We start from the raw sequence: 20,285 nt of genomic DNA on the forward strand, positions 1-20,285 counted from the left end.
AGCTGTTAAAGTTGTTTTACCATGGTCAACGTGACCAATTGTGCCCACGTTAACGTGTGGCTTATTACGTTCAAACTTAGCCTTAGCCATGAGATCTTCCTTTTTAAACTACTCATGCAGGATCACTGCATGAGCACTTGGTTTTTAACTATGAATTAGTTTGGGCTTATAGTAATCGAAAGATTACTCGTCGTCACCTTTTTTACCGCCAGACTGGAATTTAGAAATGATGCCTTCAGCCACGTTACGTGGAGTTTCAGCATATTTAGCAAATTCCATAGAGTATGTTGCACGGCCTTGAGACATAGAACGCATTTGAGTCGCGTAACCAAACATCTCTGCAAGTGGAACTTCAGCTTTAATTGCTTTAGTACCGCCAGGCAAGTCATCCATACCTTGAACCATACCACGACGACGGTTTAAGTCACCCATGATATCGCCCATGTAGTCTTCTGGAGTTTCTACTTCAACTTTCATGATAGGTTCAAGAAGAACAGGATCTGCTTTCATGAAACCGTCACGGAAGGCATAAGAACCAGCCATCTTGAACGATAATTCGTCCGAATCGACATCGTGGTAAGAACCGTCAAACAATGTAGCTTTAATGCCAACTACTGGGTAACCAGCAAGGACACCATTCTTCATACGCTCTTGGATACCTTTATCCACAGCACCGAAGAATTCTTTAGGAACTACACCACCAACAACTTCTTCAACGAACTCGTAGTCTTTACCAGCATCAGCATCCATTGGCTCTAAACGTACGTATACGTGACCAAATTTACCTTTACCACCAGTTTGACGAACGAATTTACCTTCTTGCTCAACTGACTTTTTGATCGTTTCACGGTAAGAAACCATTGGTTTACCAATGTTTGCTTCAACACCGAATTCACGCTTCATACGGTCAACAATAATGTCAAGGTGAAGTTCACCCATACCAGCGATGATTGTTTGACCTGACTCTTCATCAGTACGAACGCGGAATGATGGATCTTCCTTAGCCAAACGACCTAAAGCAATTGACATTTTTTCTTGGTCAGCTTTAGTTTTTGGTTCAACAGCCAATGCAATTACTGGCTCTGGGAATTCCATACGCTCAAGTGTGATGACATTTTTCTCATCACAAAGTGTATCACCTGTAGTTACGTCTTTAAGACCTACACACGCAGCGATATCACCCGCACGAATTTCTTCAACGTCTTGACGATCGTTCGCGTGCATTTGCACGATACGGCCGATACGTTCACGTTTAGATTTAACTGGGTTATAAACAGAATCACCTTGTTTAAGAACACCAGAGTAAACACGTACGAAAGTTAAGTTACCTACGAATTTGTCGTTCATGATTTTGAACGCAAGTGCAGAGAACGGAGCTTCGTCAGATGCTTCACGAATCGCTTTAGTTTCAGCCTTATCGTCAAGAACACCTTCAATCGCTTTAACTTCTGTAGGCGACGGTAAGAATTCAATTACTGCGTCCAACATACGTTGAACACCTTTGTTTTTGAATGCTGTACCACAAAGCATTGGTTGAATTTGACAAGCCAAAGTTTGGACACGTAGACCAGCAACGATTTGTTCTTTAGTCAAATCGCCATTGTTCAGGTATTCATCCATTAACTCTTCAGAAGCTTCAGCAGCAGCTTCAACCATGTTTGTACGCCATTCTTCAGCAGTTTCTTGAAGTTCAGCCGGGATTTCACCGTATTCAAACTTCATACCTTGTGAAGCTTCGTCCCAAATGATCGCTTTCATTTCGATCAAGTCGATTACGCCTTGGAAGTTTTCTTCAGCGCCAACAGGGATTACTACAGGTACTGGAGATGCACCTAAACGTGTTTTCATTTGTTCAACAACACGGAAGAAGTTGGCACCAGTACGGTCCATCTTGTTCACGAATGCTAAACGAGGCACTTGGTATTTGTTCGCTTGACGCCATACAGTTTCAGACTGAGGTTGTACACCACCTACAGCACAGTAAACCATACACGCACCATCAAGAACACGCATAGAACGTTCAACTTCAATTGTGAAGTCAACGTGTCCCGGTGTATCAATTACGTTGATACGGTGTTCAGGGAACTGTTTAGACATACCTGACCAGAATGTAGTCGTAGCAGCAGAAGTAATGGTAATACCACGTTCTTGCTCTTGCTCCATCCAGTCCATTGTTGCTGCACCATCGTGTACTTCACCAATTTTGTGAGATACACCTGTGTAGAACAAAATACGTTCTGTAGTTGTGGTTTTACCCGCATCAATGTGCGCAGAAATACCAATGTTACGATAACGAGAAATTGGGGTTTGACGTGCCATGATTTCTAGCATTCCTAAATTTTGTTGTTTAAAACAGGACGCTTTAAGCTGCATAGCAACTTAAAGCGCTTTGGTGACAGAACCATGACGGTCTTGTCACCCTCCTGAATAGGGCCTGTTTTATCTGCTTAGAAACGGTAGTGAGAGAATGCTTTGTTGGCTTCAGCCATACGGTGCACATCTTCACGTTTCTTAACCGCAGCGCCTTTGCCTTCAGATGCATCAAGCAACTCGCCAGCAAGACGTAAAGCCATAGTTTTTTCAGAACGCTTAGCAGCAGCATCTACTAACCAACGCATCGCTAGAGCAGTACGACGGGATGGGCGTACTTCCATAGGAACTTGGTATGTAGCACCACCAACACGGCGTGCTTTTACTTCGACCATAGGACGAACTTTTTCAAGAGTAGTCTCGAAAAATTCAACTGGGTCTACTTTAGATTTTTCTTGAACGCGGTCTAAAGCACCGTAAACGATACTTTCAGCAATAGATTTTTTACCATCTTGCATTACGTGGTTCATGAATTTAGCGATTGTTTGGCTGCTGAACTTAGGATCCGGAAGGATTTCACGAGCAGCGACTACGCGACGTCTTGGCATTTTAAACTACCTATAAAGATGACACTTCAGGTTTATCCAGCATGAGTACAAAGTGTCATGTACTACTCGCTGGCCTTACTATACGTCGCTTGGAATTTTCACAAAATTAATGCAGAAATCAGACAAGCGAGACGATAAAGGATTGCGGTTCTACGTTCTTAAAATTTAATTCTTAACGAATTATTTCTTAGGACGTTTAGTACCGTATTTAGAACGAGACTGGTTACGATCTTTAACACCAGCACAGTCTAAAGAACCACGAACGGTATGGTAACGTACACCTGGTAAGTCTTTAACACGACCACCACGGATAAGAACAACACTGTGCTCTTGTAGGTTATGGCCTTCACCACCGATGTAGCTAGAAACTTCGAAACCTGAAGTTAAGCGAACACGGCAAACTTTACGCATTGCTGAGTTAGGTTTTTTAGGTGTAGTTGTGTAAACACGTGTACAAACACCACGGCGCTGTGGACAAGCCTTCAACGCAGGAACTTTAGATTTTTCAACTAAAGTCGTACGACCCTTGCGGATCAACTGATTTGTTGTTGCCATTTGGCAATTCTCCCGTTAATAAAAAGCCCCAAAAACTACTACTTTTTGAGGGCATGCAATTGTAATTCAAGATGCAAAATTGGTCAACCTACTCAAGCCAAGCAAATGCCGTTTCTCACGACATTTGCTTACTTTTATTTACCTTCAAAATTCACTTATTTTTTTGAATTTTTACCAGCTTTTTTGGTCACATCTTGAGCTTCAGATTCAGTTTTCGAATTTTCTTGATCGTCTACGCCCTGCTGTGAAGTCTCTGTAGCAGCTTCTGCCTCGTCAGCAGCTTCTGGATGCAGTTCAGCTTCGATTTCCGGATCAAATGAAGTTTTGGATAAAGCCGGTTGTTGCGACTGCTTATCTGCCGCAGGTTCAACCAACTCATCGTTGAGTGCCTCCAGCCCTTCACTCACCTTTTCATCTTTCTTCACTTCTGCTTCTTCAGAGCTTAGATCATTCTGCTCTTTTTTGACCAGCTTGACTTGGGTAATCGTGTTATTGCCTTCAATCGCAATATCTTTATCCATGATCGGCTTATCTTTCGAAAGCTCAACTTCGTGAGAGGCACCATTTATGAGTTTCGGAGTTGCCTGTTGTAACAAACTGGCTGCTTTTTCATAGGCAGCATAAGGAGACAATTGCGAGTCCTGATGCTGAATCAGGTATTGACGTGCATGCGAGAATGCTTCCTGAGCTTTCTGATTTACATCCTCGACAAAACGATGGCTATATACAGCGCCAATACCAGCACTCGCCAGAGGCGTCAGTTTGGTTAATCGCTCCAGAATCGAAATTTTTGGCAGATGATTCATCCATTCCCATTTAGCCTCTCCCTCATGACGACTTAACCATTGCTTGATGGCGCTGACATCATTATCAGAACCTAGCATGGCTTGTAACTGCGAGATATCATGAGTTTTAAGTGTATTACTTAAAGCTTTTAAACCTAATAATAAGGTCTGTTTTTCCGCAATCAGGCTCAGGTCAATCTGTCTAAAGATATGCTGAACGATTTCCTGATCATCTTCTTTACTCAGGTCAAAACCATAAGAGCGACCGACTTGATAGATGGTACGCAATGCCATGAGCAAAGAGGCTGGAATATCAATGGCAGTACCAAGCATCCCTGAAGCACCACTTACTGCACCCTGCACCGTTGCAATCCATTTGTTTTGTTCACTTAAAGCCTGTGAAATTCGCTTGGATCGATCGACGTCCTGAGTCAATTCTTCTAAATCTTTCGCACCCGCTTCATTCAGAATGGCATCCACCGAACTGGTTTGATTACTGAATTGATTCAGACGCTCATAAAAGTAGTTAGACACTTTTTCGGTTAAGTCTGGAGAAACAAAATGCGCGACATTATTCACGGTATTAAAACGGCGTCCGAGAAGTTGACGAGACACATTTGGAAGATGCTCGCGAAGCATTTGCTGAGGATTGTCATATTTTTTAGCTGAAAAAGCGCTTTTCGTCTTCGCCGAACCGTCAATCACCTGATCGGAGCTGGAAGGCTTCAGCGCTTTAGTCACCGAATCCGGCGCAACATGATTCAATAAATCCAATCCAGTTGAACTGAACTTTTTCGCCACTCCAAAGGCATTCGAAATCAGACCATTAGATTGTTTATTATTAGCATTTACCATTTTTTACCTCAGCATTCATGTGCTTGTATTTGGTATAAATACTAGGTGTAGTCAGCGTTTATCTCAACTTTATTCTGTTTCATTTAGTAAAACCCCTACATGCCGACTCACAAACTCAACCGACTGTCACACGGCATAACATTTGCCATAAGATTTCAAAAGTCTTTCTGCTATCATGTTCCCCATCATGAAATAAGGCTAAGCGCTGGATTGGGCGATTTTAAAACCCAGATATCTGCCGCTGAGCATAGAGCAAACTATAAGGATCTGTAGATGAAACGTGTTGTCATCACTGGCATGGGTATCAACTCATGTATTGGTAATACATTAGAGGATGTAAACCATTCTTTACAAAACGGGATTTCAGGAACACGTTTTAATCCGACTTATGCTGAACTCAATTTCAAAAGTCATGTTAGTGCTGCAGCCGAGCAGGATTTCGACGGGATCGACCGCAAACTGAAACGCTTTATGGGCGTATGTGCGATGTATGCATATAACTCAGCTCTTGCTGCAGTGGAACATGCCGGTTTAAAAGTTGAAGATCTAGCTGGCAACCCACGCTATGGTATTGCGGGTGGTTCAGGTGGCGGTTCAACTGCTTCTGTTATTGAAATGAACGAATTATTGCAAACCAAAGGTGCGCGTAAAGTCGGTCCTTTCTTTGTACCACGTAATATGACCAACACCATTACGGCTAACGTCGGTGTCGCCTTTAAACTGCAAGGTGTAGCACATACCATTACCAGTGCATGTGCAACCTCTGCCGATGCGATTGGTTATGCCTACAACCTGATTCAACTCGGCAAACAAGATTTAATGCTGGCAGGTGGCGGTGAAGAAGATCACTGGTCACAAAGCTTGTTGTTTGATGCGATGGGCGCACTTTGCTCTAAATACAATGACAGCCCTGAAACAGCATCACGCCCTTATTCTGCAGACCGTGACGGTTTCGTGATTGCCGGTGGTGGCGGTTTTGTGATCCTTGAGTCTTTGGAACATGCGCAAGCGCGTGGTGCAAATATCTTAGCTGAAGTGGTTGGTTATGCTGCAAACAGTGATGGTGCTGATATGGTTGCACCATCTGGTGAAGGTGCAACACGTTGCGTACTGATGGCTTTAGAAGAAGCAAAACAACACGGTGTCGATAAAATTGACTATGTAAACACACATGGTACTTCTACTCCAGCGGGTGACATCACAGAACTTAAAGCAATGGAACGTGCTTTCGGTGAAGGTCAGGTTCCTCCATTAAGCTCAACCAAATCAATGACGGGTCACAGTCTGGGTGCTGCTGGTGTTCAGGAAGCGATTTATTCGGTTCTGATGATGCAAAATGACTTTATTGCGCCAAACATCAACGTGACCGAGCTGGATGAAGGCGCGAAACCGTTTGATATCGTGCTTGAAAAACGTGACGCAAAATTGAATACTGTGATGAGTAACAGTTTCGGTTTCGGCGGCGTAAATGCTTGTCTCATTTTCAAAAAATGGGAAGGCTAAGCTGCCCAGTTTAGGGTGACTTGATGGATGCTCCTTCTGATGCTTTCTTGTGGGTAAAAGCATTACATATTATTGCAGTAGTTTGCTGGTTCGCGGCTTTGTTCTACTTGCCACGGTTATATGTTTATCATGCCATGAGCGAAGATGCCGTCAGTCATCAACGCTTTGAAGTCATGGAACGCAAGCTGTACCGTGGCATCATGTGGCCGGCCATGTTGGCTACCTTGATTACGGCGCACTTTCTGGTGGATTGGGGTGATGCAACACGTCACTATCATGAAGCCTTATGGTTTTACCTTAAAGTCGGCCTGGTCGGCTTACTGGTGATTTACCATCTAGTGTGTGGTTATTACCGCAAGAAGCTGATTGATAATGCACATTACAAGTCACACAAGTTTTGGCGTTATTTTAATGAGATGCCAACCCTGATCTTATTTGCAGTGGTGATTTTAGTCGTGGTTAAACCTACTTTCTAATTCACCTGCTAAATAAAAAATCCCCGATCAGTCGGGGATTTTTTTATGTCTGAATATTTAAGGATTACCACGCTGACGCATACGCGGCTTATACAGCAAACGATAGGTCACTGCCAGAATAATTAACCATAAAGGACTGATCATCAGAGCCTTTAAGGTATCGGGTTCCAGACTCAGAATAATCAAGGCGAATAACAGGAATGCCAATACCACATAAGACATCCCTACTCCACCCGGCATCTTAAAGGTCGAAGCTGCATGCTTTTGCGGTTGCTGCTTACGATAACGGATATAGCACACCATGATGATGCTCCAGATACTAATAAACAGAATCACACACAGCGAACTTGCCAGAGTAAAAGCTTCCATGGTGTTTGGTACGAAATACTGAAATGCTGCCCCCAACATAATAAAAGCACAGGAGAAAAACAACCCCGTGGCTGGTACAGCCCGACTAGATAACCGCGCCAAAGCTTGAGGTGCCTGTCCATCACGTGCAAGACCAAACAACATACGGCTGGTCGAGAATACGCCACTGTTCATAGAGGACATCACTGATGACAATACCACCAGGTTCATGATAATGGCTGAAGTTGGAATACCGGCATACAGGAACAAACTCACAAATGGACTTTGATCCGCAGGAATCAAATGCCATGGTGTAACCGACATGATCATCAGCAATGACAATACATAGAACAGAATGATACGCGTAGGAATGGCATTGACCGCTTTGGGTAAATTCTTTTCTGGATCTTTGGTTTCTGCCGCCATCGTACCGAGCAGTTCCACCCCGACAAAGGCAAACATGGCAATCTGGAAACCTGCCAGAAAACCAGTAAAGCCTTTGGGAAATAAACCACCATGTGCCCAGACATTACTAAAGCTGGCGACGGCGCCACTCGGTGCCTGAAAGCCGCTAAACACCATATAACCACCGACAAAGATCAAACCGAGAATAGCTAAAATCTTGATCAGTGCAAACCAGAATTCAATCTCACCAAACAGTTTTACCGTGACTAGGTTAATCGCGAGAATAAACAGCACACAGCCAATACTAATCATCGCCTGCCCCATCGGGGTAAAGGCCATGCCTTCGGGCAGCCAGAAACTCAAATAGTTAATAATCGCCGCGAGATCGGCAATCCCTACCAGCACCCAACCCAGCCAGTACGACCAGCCAATATAATAGCCAGCACCCGGCCCGATCAGGTCATGGGCCATATCAATAAAAGATTTGTAATGCAGATTGGACAACAGCATTTCACCCAACGCACGCATCAGGAAGAAGAACATGCCACCAATGATCATATAAATGATCAAAATTGAAGGGCCTGCCAGGGAGATGGTTTTTCCCGATCCCATAAACAGGCCAGTACCGATACAGCCACCAATGGCGATTAACTGCAAATGTCGGTTAGAGAGTTTTCGTTGCAACTCATGCGGCGACGATTTTACGTCTTCTGTGCCCGGGGTGGTTTTCATTTTTACATCCTTTTTAATCTTTACAACAGCATCAAGCTGAATTTACAACGTTCAGTCCTCGAACGCTTATTATGACATTTTCATACTTTTTACTGCGCTGTTCAGTGAGATTTACTGCACTAAAACGACTTAAATCATTGCATGGGAGATTTCAATATCAAAAATTCAATTAAGCTTGAGCTGCAATGACTGCAATTTCAATCAGCCAGTCCGGATTGACCAAATCTGCCTGAATCGTAGCACGTGCCGGCGTACCATGACCTCGTAACCATTCCACCCAAAGCTGGTTTACGGTAGCAAAATCATCTAGATGCTTGACAAATAATTGTGCAGAAAGCAGCTGGCTTTTATCGGTATTTGCCAATGCGAGCAATTCCTCAATTTTTGCAAAGACTTCCAGTGTTTGTCCGCGTACATCCAGATCCGTGCTATTCGGCACCTGACCCGATAGATACACGGTTTGCTGATGAATCGTCACCGCACTCATGATTTGATTGCTGTTGAGTCGCTGAATGGCTGTATTTGCCTGTGTCATGCTGATATTCCTTGTTTGGGATATTTAAATAAAATTTAAATTAAAAATTTAAGCGTCAATCTGGAAATGAACCCGAGCGGTCACCGCACACATCAGCTCATAGCCGATGGTGCCTGAACTGGCCGCCACTTCATCAATCGGCAAAACCACACCTTGGGAAGATTGGCCCCAAAGTACCACTTCACTACCTATATCTGCGTGCGGCAGTGCAGTCAGATCTACCGCCAGCATATCCATACTGATTCGACCCAATGTGTGCGTTTTGATTGAATCTACCAGCACGGGTGTACCGGTCTCCGATAGTCGTTGATAACCATCGGCATAACCACAGGCCACAATCCCGACCCGCATTTCCTGCATGGCAATAAATTTGGAACCATAGCCAACACTCTGACCTGTCTGGATCGTTTGAATGGCAATAATTTCACTGCGCAAGCTCATGCTCGGTTGCAGATTCCAGTCTTGAATCGTGTGTGTTGGATAATCTGGTGAACTGCCATACAGCATGATGCCGCTACGTAAAATGTCTGAATGAAGGGTTTGATGATGCCGCAGAATGGCTGCGCTATTACTGAGCGAGATTTTACCTTCAAGCCCCTGAATGGACTGGCTAAAAATCAGGTTTTGATACTGAATACCGTCCACGCCAAAACGCTGGCCATCCGCATCGGAGAAATGGGTCATATGGGTAATGGAACGGACAGTGTTCAGCTGTTGCAGCTCCTGCCAGATCTCTGCATATTGCTGCGGCTCGAAACCCAGACGGTTCATGCCGCTGTTCATTTTCAAATACACATCAAACTGTGCATCCGGCGCTATTTCGGCAAACTGTTTCAGCCATTGCACTTGATGTCGGGAATGAATGGCAAAGCTCATTTCATGCTTCACACATGCAAATAAATCCTCAAAAGCGAAAATACCTTCGAGCAACATTAGCGGCTTCTTGCATCCCAGCGCACGTAGCCGCGCGCCCTCTTCAATATCCAGAAAGGCAAAACCGTCTGCACCTTCAAGTCCAGCATAGACACGTTCAATCCCGTGCCCATAGGCATTGGCCTTGACCACGGCAAATACCTGACTATTGGGCATACATTGGCGCGCCACACTTAAATTATGCGCAAGCGCCTGTTGATGGATAATTGCAGTAATGGGACGTGGCATACATTCCTCCTTGAATATTCCGCCTCAGATAGTCTTAAGCCGCCTGGTGATAGCGCGCCAATGACAATCCTTCGGTACTAATTTCAGGATCACGTGCCAAAACCAGATCGCTGATTAATTTTCCTGAACCGCAGGCCATGGTCCAACCCAGCGTGCCATGTCCAGTATTCAGGAACAGGTTTTTAAAACGGGTTTTCCCAATAATTGGCGTACTGTCCGGGGTCATTGGACGCAGGCCTGTCCAGAAACTGGCCTGATTCATGTCTCCTCCAGGGAATAAATCACGGGTCACCATTTCCAGCGTGCCGCGACGATCTTCATTCAGACCCAAATTAAAACCGCTCAGTTCAGCCATTCCCCCTACGCGGATGCGCTGGTCGAAACGGGTAATCGCAATTTTATAGGTTTCATCCAGTACTGTAGATTGTGGTGCATAGGCCGGATCTAAAATCGGAATGGTCAGTGAATAACCTTTCACCGGATAGACCGGTAAATTCAGTTCAAGCGGTTTGAGGAAATCACGTGAATAACTACCAAAGGCCAGCACATATTTATCTGCCGTGAGTACCTGACCATTCACCAGAACACCTTTGATCTGGTCACCTTCTACAATCAGCTTTTCAACGTTTTGATTGAACTTAAACTCTACACCCATCCCTTTGGCATGTTCTGCCAGGGCATTGGTAAACAGATAGCAGTCACCTGTTTCATCATTGGGTAAATGCAGACCACCTACCAGTTTGTCTTTTGCCTGTGCCAATGCCGGTTCTACACGCGCCAGTCCATCGCGATCCAGCAGTTCAAACTCAACTCCAGTTTCCTTCAGAACTTCGATATCGCGCTGAACTGCATCCAGCTGCGCATCTTTACGGAAAATCTGCAAAGTACCTTTCGCGCGGTTTTCATAAGAGATGCCAATATCACGGCGCAAATTACGCAAACAGTCACGGCTATATTCAGCCACACGCACCATCCGTTCTTTATTGACTGCATAATGCTGCGCATTACAGTTTTTCAGCATTTGTGCCATCCACTGCAATTGCCACAAGCTGCCATCGACATTAATCGCCAACGGTGCATGATGCTGAAACATCCATTTGACTGCCTTAAACGGAATACCTGGTGCGGCCCAAGGGGTCGAGTATCCTGGAGAAATCTGCCCGGCATTACCGAAGCTGGTTTCTTGCGCCGGACCTGCCTGACGATCCAGCACAGTCACGGTTGCTCCCTGCTGCGCCAGATAGTAAGCGCTTGCCACACCAATCACACCACTACCCAAAACTAATACGCGCATTACCTTAACCCTCAAACATCTTTTCAGTTTATTTCACTAGTATATTTTTGCTTTAATAGTTAAATTCACTATATTCAGACTGTATATTCAGTGGAATAAATATTTTTTCGGGCAGAATTAAAAAAAAGAGGGAAATATTGATGCGCAAATTAGACCGCATTGACCGCATGATTCTGGATATCCTGCAACGCGATGGCCGGATTGCCATTAGCGAACTTGCAGCACGCGTCAATCTATCGACCACGCCCTGTTCAGAACGGGTAAAACGGCTAGAGCGCGAAGGCATCATCATGGGCTATTACGCCCGTTTAAATCCGGAAATGCTGGAGCGCAACCTGTTGGTTTTTCTAGAAATCAAACTCTCCGCCAAATCAGGAGATGTCTTTGATCAGGTGGCACGCAATCTGACTGAGATTCCAGAAGTCCTGGAATGCCATTTAATTTCTGGTGATTTTGATTATCTGGTCAAAGCACGCTTAAAAGAAATGAGTGCGTATCGCCGTTTACTGGGAGATTTACTGAAAAAACTGCCCGCTTCTGCATCTTCACATAGTTATGTGGTGATGGAAGAAGTTAAAGAAAGTTTATATCTGGACTTGGGTATTTAGTAATGATGGCTTTTTAAAGCTACGGGCAGAAACAACAAAGCCCCAAACGGGGCTTTGAGATCGAACATTGATTGAACTTATTAAACCTTAAGCAGGAATGCGGAGTACCTGTCCCGGGAAAATATCATCTGCATCTTTGAGCAAGGGACGATTAGCTTCAAAAATCTTATTATACTGATTGGCATCACCATAAAATTCTTTTGAGATTTTTGACAGACTGTCACCTGATTTCACCGTGTAGAACTTACTTTCCGGCTCAGGACTGCTTACCGTAAGCTGATCATCCACTTTTGCGACATGATCAATATTACCCACGGCCAAAACAATCTTTTCACGATCGGCCTGACTTTGTACCTGACCTCTGATCGTCGCCAGATCAGAAGCGGAGTTATAACTGATGGATAAGCCAGTGATCGGAAGGCCCAGACTTTTCACATGGCCGAGTAGTTTATTTGCCACTTCCTGAGCAGAAGGCTCTGCAGGTTGTGCTGCAGTCGGCGTTGTCGTTGTAGGTGCAGCCTGTGGTTCTGCAGCAGCTGTATTCTTCTTACCGATACCTTTTACAAAATCAAAAAGACCCATAGCGGACTCCATTCTTGTTGTTAATGTCACATCACTCTTATTTTTATAATGAAAACTCTAGAGAGATAGTTAGTCATTGGTGACAGAAAGGTAATGGATTGTAAAACCTCTATTCATGTGAAATGCAGACACAAAAAAACCACCTCAAGGGTGGTCTTTATGTTCAGCAAAGCTGAAATCGGCGATTAACCTAGTTTCTTAGAAACGTAGTCAATTGCAGATTGAACAGTTGTGATTTCGTTAGAATCTTCATCAGGAATCGTGATGTCGAAGTCATTTTCGAAAGACATAACAAGTTCAACTAGATCTAGAGAATCTGCACCTAAGTCATCCATGAAAGATGCTTCGTTTTTAATCTCTTCGATTTTGATACCAAGTTGTTCTGCAACTGCTTGCTTAACACGTTGTTCGATATCGCTCACAGGAATTCTCCTCATTGCTTGTGGCGTTTTTAATGCCGTTAGTTTAATTGAATCTAAAAAATTTGGAAAGTTTATACTTGAGCTTAGCTCATGTATAAGCCCCCATTTACATGCATAACTGTACCAGTAATGTAACTGGCTTTATCTGAAGCCAGGAAACTTACAGCATTTGCGATATCCTGCGGATCACCTAAACGGTTTAACGCCACCTGTTCAGTCATTTTTTTACGAATTTCTTCGCTTAGCTGCTCAGTCATTTCAGTCGCAATAAAACCTGGTGCTACCGAGTTTACGGTAATCTGACGGCTACCCATTTCTTTGGCCAAGCTGCGGCTAAATGCCTCAATACCTGCTTTGGCGGCAGAATAGTTGGCCTGGCCTGGGTTGGCAAAGTGTGCCACAACAGAACTGATATTAATGATGCGACCGAAACGCGCCTTGGTCATGCCTTTGAGTACACGCTTAGACAAACGGTAAACTGCTTTCAGGTGAATATTTAAAATATCATCCCAGTCATCTTCAGACATACGCAGCAGCAAATTGTCTTTGGTAATACCGGCATTATTGACCAACGCAAGGACTGGACCATAGTTCTGTTCGATGTCCGTTACCAGCCCATCAATCGCTGCACCGTCACGTACATCTAGTACTCTTCCAGCACCATTTTCAGCAAACTGTGCAGATAATTTTTCCGCACCTGCTTCAGACGTTGCAGTACCTATGACAAAATAACCGTCTTGAATCAATTGCTGTGCGATCGCAGCACCAATACCACGACTTGCACCTGTTACCAGAGCAACTTTACGTTCCTGTGTCATGCACTTTTCCCTTCTGCCGCCAATACGGTGTTTAATGCATCTTCCAGACGGGATTGACTGTCCAGTGGAAGTGCTTTTTGAATATTCGGCAAGCGTTTCGCCAAGTTGGTCAATACATTACCCGGACCACATTCTACGATGTACTCAATGCCTTCATCTTGAAGGTATTGTAAGGTTTTGGTCCATTGTACTGACTCATAAAGTTGCGCGGTCAACGCCTGACGCAATTCATCTACATTGGTTGCCGCTTGCGCGCCTACATTTTGTAATACAGGAATGCGTGGCAGCTCAATGGCGGTTTGTTCCAATGCCGGAGCAAACTGTTCAGCAGCAGGTTTCATCAATGAACAATGCGATGGAACCGATACTGGCAATGCAATGGCTTTTCCGCCGTTTTCTTTGGCCAATGCCATCACTGCTTCAACGCGATCTTTATTGCCTGCAACGACAACCTGCCCTTGCGCATTGTAGTTCGCCGCTTCGACAGAACCTTCGCCTGCTGCAGTTGCTTGTGCACACAGCTCAATCACTTTGGCATCGTCCAGACCCAAAATGGCAGCCATCGCACCCACACCCTGAGGTACAGCAGTCTGCATGAGTTTGCCACGCAAGTTCACTAGCTTCGCAGCATCACCCAGGCTTAAAGCACCTGATGCAACCAGTGCGCTGTATTCACCCAGTGAATGGCCTGCCAGATATTTCGGTGCCACACCGCCAGATTCCAACCACACGCGCCATAAGGCAATACTCGCAGTCAGCAATACCGGCTGGGTAAATTCAGTTTGATCTAGACCTTCACCAGTTTGCGCAATCTGCCACAGATCAAAACCGACGGCTTCAGATGCTTCTGCAAATGTCTCGCGAATACTCGCAAACTGTTCTGCAAGCTCAGCCAGCATACCGGCTTTTTGTGAGCCCTGACCCGGAAACACAAATGCAGTTTTTGTTGCTGGCGCTGCTTGTTCGAGTGGTGTAGCAGACATAATAAAATCCTTTCATTCAAGAGGTGTGCTTCTTCAATCCTAACAAGAAGACTGACCAATAAGACCACCTAAATCATTGTGGAGCGCAATTTAGCATGTAATTTTGCTGGCGGTAATTGCCAAATACAACAAAAAACCGATACGCCTAAAAATCAAAGACAAAAAAAAGGGAGCTAAATGCTCCCATTTTTTCTACTAAGCTTGACGCTTAATACATCACCAATTATTCAGCAGATGCTTTAGCGAATAATTGACGACCACGGTAGATACCATCTTTAGATACGTGGTGACGACGGTGAGTCTCGCCAGTAGCTTGGTCTACAGTTAATGCATTCTCGGTTAAAGCGTCATGTGAACGGCGCATGTCACGGCGAGAGCGACTTTTACGGTTTTGCTGAACGGCCATGATGGCTCCTTACAAAGATCGAAAAAATGGATCAGAACAAATTCGATTGTCTTATACACAAGAGTATAACACAAAAATTAGTTAAGTTTACCCTTCAAAGCAGCCAAAACTTCAAACGGGTTGTCCCGTTTTTCTTCAGCCACTTCTTCTACGGCAGGATGATGCTTATGTTCACAAAACTCATGTTTAGGCGACAACGGCATCAACAATAACAGTTCATCTTCTATCAGCGCGAGCAAATCAGCGGTCGCAGGTGCATCATAATCACCTTTGGTCGTTGCTTCACTTTCACCTAGGACGATGAAATCAGCATCCTCATCCAAGCGCTCTATCAGTGACTCATCATCCACAAGTGCTAAATGGAACGATGAAACCAGTTCAATTTCTACAGTTTCCAGACAACGCTGGCATTCCATAGGAACTTTTGTTTCAACGTGACCATCTAGCCATGCAATACGATGATAGGCATCCATTGATAGCTTACAGTCTATGTTAATCAATTGATCATCAATTGATCCAACAGCTTCACGAGCGATACGAACAAAGCGGGATAAAGGCAGTTGACCTGACCATTTAAAGCCCTGTTCAGCCCATTTAAACGGCTCAATCTGTGCCGGAAAGGTATTTGCTGACATAATTAAGGCGGCAATTCTACAAATTCATCAGTACTCTGTCAAAGATTAAGATACAATTTTGTACTTATTTCGACAGACCATTTGGGTAACTCAAGTCATGCATCTGTTGCAGCCGCAAACAGAAGTGAATGTTTCATCACTCGTTAGCACAATTCCAAGCCTTGATTCTGACAGTTCAACACAACAAGTGCAACTCTCGCGATGGGCGAATTTATCGTCAGAAGCGCAGCAGGTGGACTGGCTCATCTTACACTTTAATCACTGGTTTTCCCATTTAAATGTCACTTTAGTGCGCGGCGAATTTGAACCAGAATATTTCCCTGCCAGCGTAGACCGTCCTGCCCGGATCCAGTTTGCGCATGGTTTCTTTAATAGTGCTCTGCATGAAATCAGCCACTGGACCATTGCCGGAGACAAACGCCGCCTGCTACCTGATCTGGGTTACTGGTATGCCCCGGATGGCCGTACCCGCGAACAGCAGGCTTTGTTTGAACAGGTCGAAATCAAGCCACAGGCAATTGAATGGATGTTTGCCCAGGCTTTTGGCCGTAAATTCCGGGTTTCTTTGGACAATCTGACTGGCGACGGCGGTGATGGCGCCAGCTTTAAAGATAATGTCTACGCTCAAGTTCAGGCTTATTTTAATGGTACAGCCAAACTTCCACATGATGCAGCGCACTTTATCCAATGTATCTGTATCTGCATTAGAGGTGGCAAAAGTTTACAATCTGATGAATTTATACGTGAAATGCTTGATTAAATTACACAAATCTACCTTTTTTATGATTGCCAGATCTTGCCTGAGCGCCACATAATAAGCCATCAGCCCAAGCTTGGAGTAGTCTCTATGCTGCATTTACGCGTACACCCAGACAATCCGCAACCCCGCTTAATCAGTCAGGCAGTGGAACGTATCCGTGCGGGTGATGTGGTGGTCTATCCCACTGATGCGGCCTATGCGATTGGTTGCCAGATTGGGAACAAGAGTGCCATGGAGCGGATTGCGCAAATTCGTGGTCTGGGCCCAAAGCATCAATATGCGATTCTGTGCTGTGATTTGTCCGATATTGCCACTTATGCCAAGGTGGACAATGCCATGTACCGTTTGCTGAAAAATAATACACCGGCTATTACGACCTTTATTTTACCTGCGACCAGCGAAGTCCCGCGTAGGTTGATGCATCCCAAGAAAAAAACCATTGGTCTGCGCATTCCAAATAATCCGGTGTGTCAAATGTTACTGAAAGAACTCGGTGAACCGCTGTTGACCTCTACCCTGATTTTACCGGGTCAGACTGACCCACTCGATGATCCTTATGATATTGAAATGCAGCTGGGCAAACGCATTGATGTTTTTGTAGATAGTGGTTTAGGCACGTTGAGCACAACTTCTATTGTAGATTTATCCGGTGATCATCCAGAAGTGATTCGTCGTGGTATGGGAGATGTCAGCGCCTTTGAATAAACGACGCTTGAGAAATTCCTACAAACATTCGGGGAGTCAAAATGAATGGATTTATTTTATCTCCTGCTAAATCAGCATGAATTTTCTGCACAGGATTTAATCTATGCAGAACTGCCTTGGACACTGCAATCCAAGGCAGTCATGGTCGAAGCACATTTTCCTTCCCATCCCACTGTAAATATTGATCATACTGAGTACCAATTTTTCCTGACGTTGGCTGTAGCGAGACAGTTGTTGCAGATCTATTCAAACCAAAATGTATGCCTGGCAGAGACTTGCCAACGTATCATTGAATTTGCGACCAAGGAATACAATCATTCCTCACCATGAAAATCTAAAAAAGCATAGGGTGAGAGGTTGCAGTTCTATTCTTTTCAATTCGACAGGTATGCAATGGTTGCCAAAACCAGTTTAGGAATCTGAACTACGTTCATAATGACGAACTGCAATGAAATTTGGGCATTGCGATAGCTTCTGTTCATGGTGCATGAGTTCCTCGCCCAGCTTATTTTTCAGATACACATGAAAAATGATCTGATCATCTTCCAGTACATTCAGCATCGCCGTACGTGCTTTGGGTTCCATGACTTTAAAGGAATTGATCGACTCACAAGACATGGCTTGCATATCCAGTTTAATCCGCTCATCCAGCTGGTCGCCCTCATAAGCCATATGCCGCATGTAAAAACGAATATTGGGATATTGGTCCAGCACACTAAAATCCATTTTCATGGCCTGCATGACAGGTCGGGCCTGTTCTGCAAAAGCTGAAAATCCGCCTGATTTCAGTCCTGTGCGTGCTTCATCTTCAAGCTGCATAATCTGATATTTGGGATAAGCCCAAAATCCCCCGAATGCGATCATCCCAATAACAACCAGAATAAGTGGCATGCTTTCTTCACCTTTTTATTGATTTTTGTGATTCTTGACTATTCTTCGAGAGTATAGCGAGATTTTTGACCAAAAATCATAGGGAAATATTTTATTAATACTTATTAATTTTATGTTTTTTAATGGGAAATCCGTTTAAAAATCATTCAATATCTGCCAGCTAGCTTATTTCTTCTTTTGATGAGAATCACTGTATTGATCGGGTTTTTAAGTGAGTCAACTGGCATCATCTACCAGATATGCTTAATTATGAGAATCAATTTAACGTAAAAATCACTACATCATTTCCTGCCCGGTTCTGCCATTCTTCTCGTTACTATTTTTAAATCGCGGATAAATTCCATTATTTTTTTAAGTTTTTATGGCTTTGACGGCTTATTTAATTTATTTAAAGTTACTTTTCCAGTACAATGACAACGCTTAATCCTGTGCTTTTCTTTCGATGAGATACCGAAAATCAAGCCTTTGCATGCCTTTGAAAATTCGCGTGGCCTATAATTGTAATGACTCAAATTATCCATAACACTATGGAATCTGCTCCGCACATTCGGGTTCTGGATGAATGGCAGGATACAATTCCAGAGGATCTGTACATTCCTCCAGCGGCATTTGAAATCTTATTAGAACATTTTGAAGGCCCACTCGACTTTTTAATTTACCTGATTCAAAAAAACGGTTTTGATCTGTTACAGGTCGATATCGCGCCGATTGCAGCGCAGTATTTGTCTTATATGGACGCGATGAAATCCCTGAACATCGAGCTGACGGCCGACTATATGGTGATGGCGGCCTTACTGGCAGATCTGAAATCACGTTTGCTTTTGCCGAAACCGAAAAGCCTGACTGCGATTGAACAGGATCCAAAACAAGAACTGATTGACCGTTTAGAAAATTATTTAAGAATTAAACAGGCAGCAGAACGTCTGGGCCAGATGCCGATTCTGGAACGTGACACTTTCACCACCAACGTCAGTTTGGGCGAAATCCAGCAGCCGAATGAAGGCTATTCAAGCGATTTATTGCGTGATGCCTTGCTTTGTATATTTAACCGTCCTGAACCGGTGATTCATCAGGTGCAACAGGAACCGGTACTGCTGGAAGAACGTATTGCCTATATTGAAAGTTGTCTTGAAACTGGCGCAATACTCAGCTTTAAGGACTTGTTAAAACCGAGCCAAGGCCGTATGGGTATGGTGGTAACCTTTATGGCGGTGCTGGAACTGACCCGACAACAAAAAATTCAGATTATTGCTACAGGTATTGAAGCCCCGCTCGCGATTCAAGGAGCCAGTCAATGACACTCGATCAAAATACGCTGTTATCTGCAGAAGATAATCTGCATGAAGTATTGATGCAGCTTGAAGCCATTATTTTTGCCAGCGACTCCGCGGTTTCATTGGCTCGTCTGAAAGAAGCTTTTCAGGATCGCTATAGCAAGCCGGAATTACGTCAGTATTTACAACAACTTTCCATGCTGATGCATGGCCGTTCAATTGAACTGATTGAAACAGCACAAGGTTATCGTTTTCAAGTGCGTGCAAAATATCGTAATATTATTGCACAGACCTGGCCTGAGCGACCGGCTCGCTTGTCGCCTTCATTACTGGAGACACTTGCGGTGATTGCTTATCACCAGCCAGTGACTCGAGCAGATATTGAACAGATTCGTGGTGTAACGAATAACAGTCAAAACTTGCGTACGCTGTTTGACTGGAACTGGATTAAAGAGTCCGGATTTCGTGAACTCCCTGGAAGACCTGCGTTGTTAATGACAACGCCACAATTTTTAAATGCGTTTGGCCTGAATAGTTTGGGCCAATTGCCTCCCCTGCAGGATGCCAAGGAAGCTTTTATGGCCCTCGATGCGAATGCACCGAAGTCATAAATAGGTGAACTGTTGATAATTAT

The 20,285-nt window shown here is 44.2% G+C and carries 24 protein-coding genes; 8 read left to right on the forward strand and 16 right to left on the reverse strand.

Features of this window, described 5'->3' with window-relative positions:
* From NI464_RS06615 to NI464_RS06635, 5 genes are all read right to left on the reverse strand, one after another.
* Positions 1 to 90 (reverse strand): GTP-binding protein (locus NI464_RS06615; RefSeq protein ID WP_072292276.1); only part of this gene is annotated, 90 nt, incomplete at its 3' end.
* 93 nt (positions 91 to 183) lie between these two features.
* A complete protein-coding gene (fusA, locus tag NI464_RS06620) occupies positions 184 to 2,319 on the reverse strand; it encodes an elongation factor G (RefSeq protein ID WP_004646111.1) in 2,136 nt (711 codons plus the stop codon).
* A gap of 128 nt (positions 2,320 to 2,447) precedes the next feature.
* Complete coding sequence (rpsG, locus tag NI464_RS06625) at positions 2,448 to 2,918, reverse strand: 30S ribosomal protein S7 (RefSeq protein WP_004279240.1); 471 nt, start codon at positions 2,916 to 2,918, stop codon at positions 2,448 to 2,450.
* A gap of 180 nt (positions 2,919 to 3,098) precedes the next feature.
* The gene (gene rpsL, locus NI464_RS06630) at positions 3,099 to 3,473 is read right to left on the reverse strand and encodes a 30S ribosomal protein S12 (protein ID WP_002050319.1); all 375 of its coding nucleotides are present in this window, start codon (positions 3,471 to 3,473) and stop codon (positions 3,099 to 3,101) included.
* Between the two features lie 155 nt (positions 3,474 to 3,628).
* Positions 3,629 to 5,113, reverse strand: coding sequence for an EcsC family protein (locus tag NI464_RS06635; RefSeq protein WP_253138005.1), 1,485 nt, complete (start codon positions 5,111 to 5,113; stop codon positions 3,629 to 3,631).
* 273 nt (positions 5,114 to 5,386) lie between these two features.
* Between NI464_RS06635 and NI464_RS06640 the strand changes: the two genes are divergently transcribed.
* Together NI464_RS06640 and NI464_RS06645 are read left to right on the forward strand one after the other, a co-directional pair.
* Entirely contained in the window at positions 5,387 to 6,616 is a 1,230-nt protein-coding gene (locus NI464_RS06640; protein WP_004730606.1) for a beta-ketoacyl synthase N-terminal-like domain-containing protein, read from the forward strand.
* 23 nt (positions 6,617 to 6,639) lie between these two features.
* The gene (locus tag NI464_RS06645; protein WP_004279237.1) at positions 6,640 to 7,092 is read left to right on the forward strand and encodes a CopD family protein; all 453 of its coding nucleotides are present in this window, start codon (positions 6,640 to 6,642) and stop codon (positions 7,090 to 7,092) included.
* A 57-nt stretch (positions 7,093 to 7,149) separates the two neighbouring features.
* On the opposite strand, the gene NI464_RS06650 is transcribed toward NI464_RS06645, so the two are convergent.
* From NI464_RS06650 to NI464_RS06665, 4 genes are all read right to left on the reverse strand, one after another.
* Positions 7,150 to 8,577 carry an amino acid permease gene (locus NI464_RS06650; protein ID WP_247143897.1) on the reverse strand — a complete coding sequence of 476 codons (1,428 nt, stop codon included), beginning with the start codon at positions 8,575 to 8,577 and terminating at the stop codon, positions 7,150 to 7,152.
* A 169-nt stretch (positions 8,578 to 8,746) separates the two neighbouring features.
* Positions 8,747 to 9,112, reverse strand: a complete 366-nt coding sequence (locus tag NI464_RS06655) for a RidA family protein (RefSeq protein ID WP_114541406.1) — start codon at positions 9,110 to 9,112, stop codon at positions 8,747 to 8,749.
* Positions 9,113 to 9,160: 48 nt separating this feature from the next.
* Positions 9,161 to 10,273: an alanine racemase gene (gene alr / locus NI464_RS06660; RefSeq protein WP_253138007.1), complete on the reverse strand. Its 1,113-nt coding sequence runs from the start codon at positions 10,271 to 10,273 to the stop codon at positions 9,161 to 9,163.
* 34 nt (positions 10,274 to 10,307) lie between these two features.
* Entirely contained in the window at positions 10,308 to 11,567 is a 1,260-nt protein-coding gene (locus NI464_RS06665) for a D-amino acid dehydrogenase (protein ID WP_039901981.1), read from the reverse strand.
* Between the two features lie 140 nt (positions 11,568 to 11,707).
* Here NI464_RS06665 and NI464_RS06670 point away from each other — a divergent pair, with 140 nt between their 5' ends.
* Positions 11,708 to 12,175 (forward strand): Lrp/AsnC ligand binding domain-containing protein, encoded by a 468-nt coding sequence (locus NI464_RS06670; protein ID WP_004646102.1) that lies wholly within the window; start codon positions 11,708 to 11,710, stop codon positions 12,173 to 12,175.
* An 87-nt stretch (positions 12,176 to 12,262) separates the two neighbouring features.
* Here the strand turns inward: NI464_RS06670 and lysM are convergent, their stop codons facing one another.
* The 6 genes from lysM to NI464_RS06700 all read right to left on the reverse strand — a co-directional run bounded on the left by lysM (position 12,263) and on the right by NI464_RS06700 (position 16,021).
* Positions 12,263 to 12,757, reverse strand: a complete 495-nt coding sequence (gene lysM, locus NI464_RS06675; RefSeq protein WP_174894622.1) for a peptidoglycan-binding protein LysM — start codon at positions 12,755 to 12,757, stop codon at positions 12,263 to 12,265.
* A gap of 185 nt (positions 12,758 to 12,942) precedes the next feature.
* Entirely contained in the window at positions 12,943 to 13,179 is a 237-nt protein-coding gene (gene acpP / locus NI464_RS06680) for an acyl carrier protein (protein ID WP_004646101.1), read from the reverse strand.
* An 83-nt stretch (positions 13,180 to 13,262) separates the two neighbouring features.
* Entirely contained in the window at positions 13,263 to 13,997 is a 735-nt protein-coding gene (gene fabG, locus NI464_RS06685) for a 3-oxoacyl-ACP reductase FabG (protein WP_004279229.1), read from the reverse strand.
* Positions 13,994 to 14,980: an ACP S-malonyltransferase gene (fabD, locus tag NI464_RS06690; RefSeq protein WP_004730620.1), complete on the reverse strand. Its 987-nt coding sequence runs from the start codon at positions 14,978 to 14,980 to the stop codon at positions 13,994 to 13,996. Before fabD ends, fabG begins: the two co-directional genes overlap by 4 nt.
* Before the next feature lie 223 nt (positions 14,981 to 15,203).
* Positions 15,204 to 15,386 carry a 50S ribosomal protein L32 gene (gene rpmF / locus NI464_RS06695; protein WP_004279227.1) on the reverse strand — a complete coding sequence of 61 codons (183 nt, stop codon included), beginning with the start codon at positions 15,384 to 15,386 and terminating at the stop codon, positions 15,204 to 15,206.
* Between the two features lie 77 nt (positions 15,387 to 15,463).
* A complete protein-coding gene (locus NI464_RS06700) occupies positions 15,464 to 16,021 on the reverse strand; it encodes a YceD family protein (protein WP_253138008.1) in 558 nt (185 codons plus the stop codon).
* A gap of 97 nt (positions 16,022 to 16,118) precedes the next feature.
* On the opposite strand from NI464_RS06700, the gene NI464_RS06705 reads away from it, so the two are divergent.
* The 3 genes from NI464_RS06705 to NI464_RS06715 all read left to right on the forward strand — a co-directional run bounded on the left by NI464_RS06705 (position 16,119) and on the right by NI464_RS06715 (position 17,816).
* Positions 16,119 to 16,781, forward strand: a complete 663-nt coding sequence (locus NI464_RS06705) for an elongation factor P hydroxylase (RefSeq protein ID WP_253138044.1) — start codon at positions 16,119 to 16,121, stop codon at positions 16,779 to 16,781.
* Positions 16,782 to 16,868: 87 nt separating this feature from the next.
* Entirely contained in the window at positions 16,869 to 17,486 is a 618-nt protein-coding gene (locus tag NI464_RS06710) for an L-threonylcarbamoyladenylate synthase (protein ID WP_004646095.1), read from the forward strand.
* Between the two features lie 45 nt (positions 17,487 to 17,531).
* Positions 17,532 to 17,816: a hypothetical protein gene (locus NI464_RS06715; RefSeq protein WP_004279223.1), complete on the forward strand. Its 285-nt coding sequence runs from the start codon at positions 17,532 to 17,534 to the stop codon at positions 17,814 to 17,816.
* A gap of 81 nt (positions 17,817 to 17,897) precedes the next feature.
* Here NI464_RS06715 and NI464_RS06720 read toward each other — a convergent pair whose 3' ends face one another.
* Positions 17,898 to 18,377 carry a hypothetical protein gene (locus tag NI464_RS06720; protein WP_004279222.1) on the reverse strand — a complete coding sequence of 160 codons (480 nt, stop codon included), beginning with the start codon at positions 18,375 to 18,377 and terminating at the stop codon, positions 17,898 to 17,900.
* A gap of 503 nt (positions 18,378 to 18,880) precedes the next feature.
* Between NI464_RS06720 and NI464_RS06725 the strand changes: the two genes are divergently transcribed.
* Positions 18,881 to 19,675: a segregation and condensation protein A gene (locus NI464_RS06725; protein ID WP_180038527.1), complete on the forward strand. Its 795-nt coding sequence runs from the start codon at positions 18,881 to 18,883 to the stop codon at positions 19,673 to 19,675.
* The gene (scpB, locus tag NI464_RS06730) at positions 19,672 to 20,262 is read left to right on the forward strand and encodes an SMC-Scp complex subunit ScpB (protein ID WP_253138009.1); all 591 of its coding nucleotides are present in this window, start codon (positions 19,672 to 19,674) and stop codon (positions 20,260 to 20,262) included. The genes NI464_RS06725 and scpB overlap by 4 nt, the downstream gene beginning before the upstream one ends.
* The last annotated feature ends 23 nt before the right edge of the window (positions 20,263 to 20,285 follow it).

This window comes from Acinetobacter lwoffii (assembly GCF_024129685.1).
GTDB lineage: Bacteria > Pseudomonadota > Gammaproteobacteria > Pseudomonadales > Moraxellaceae > Acinetobacter > Acinetobacter lwoffii_X.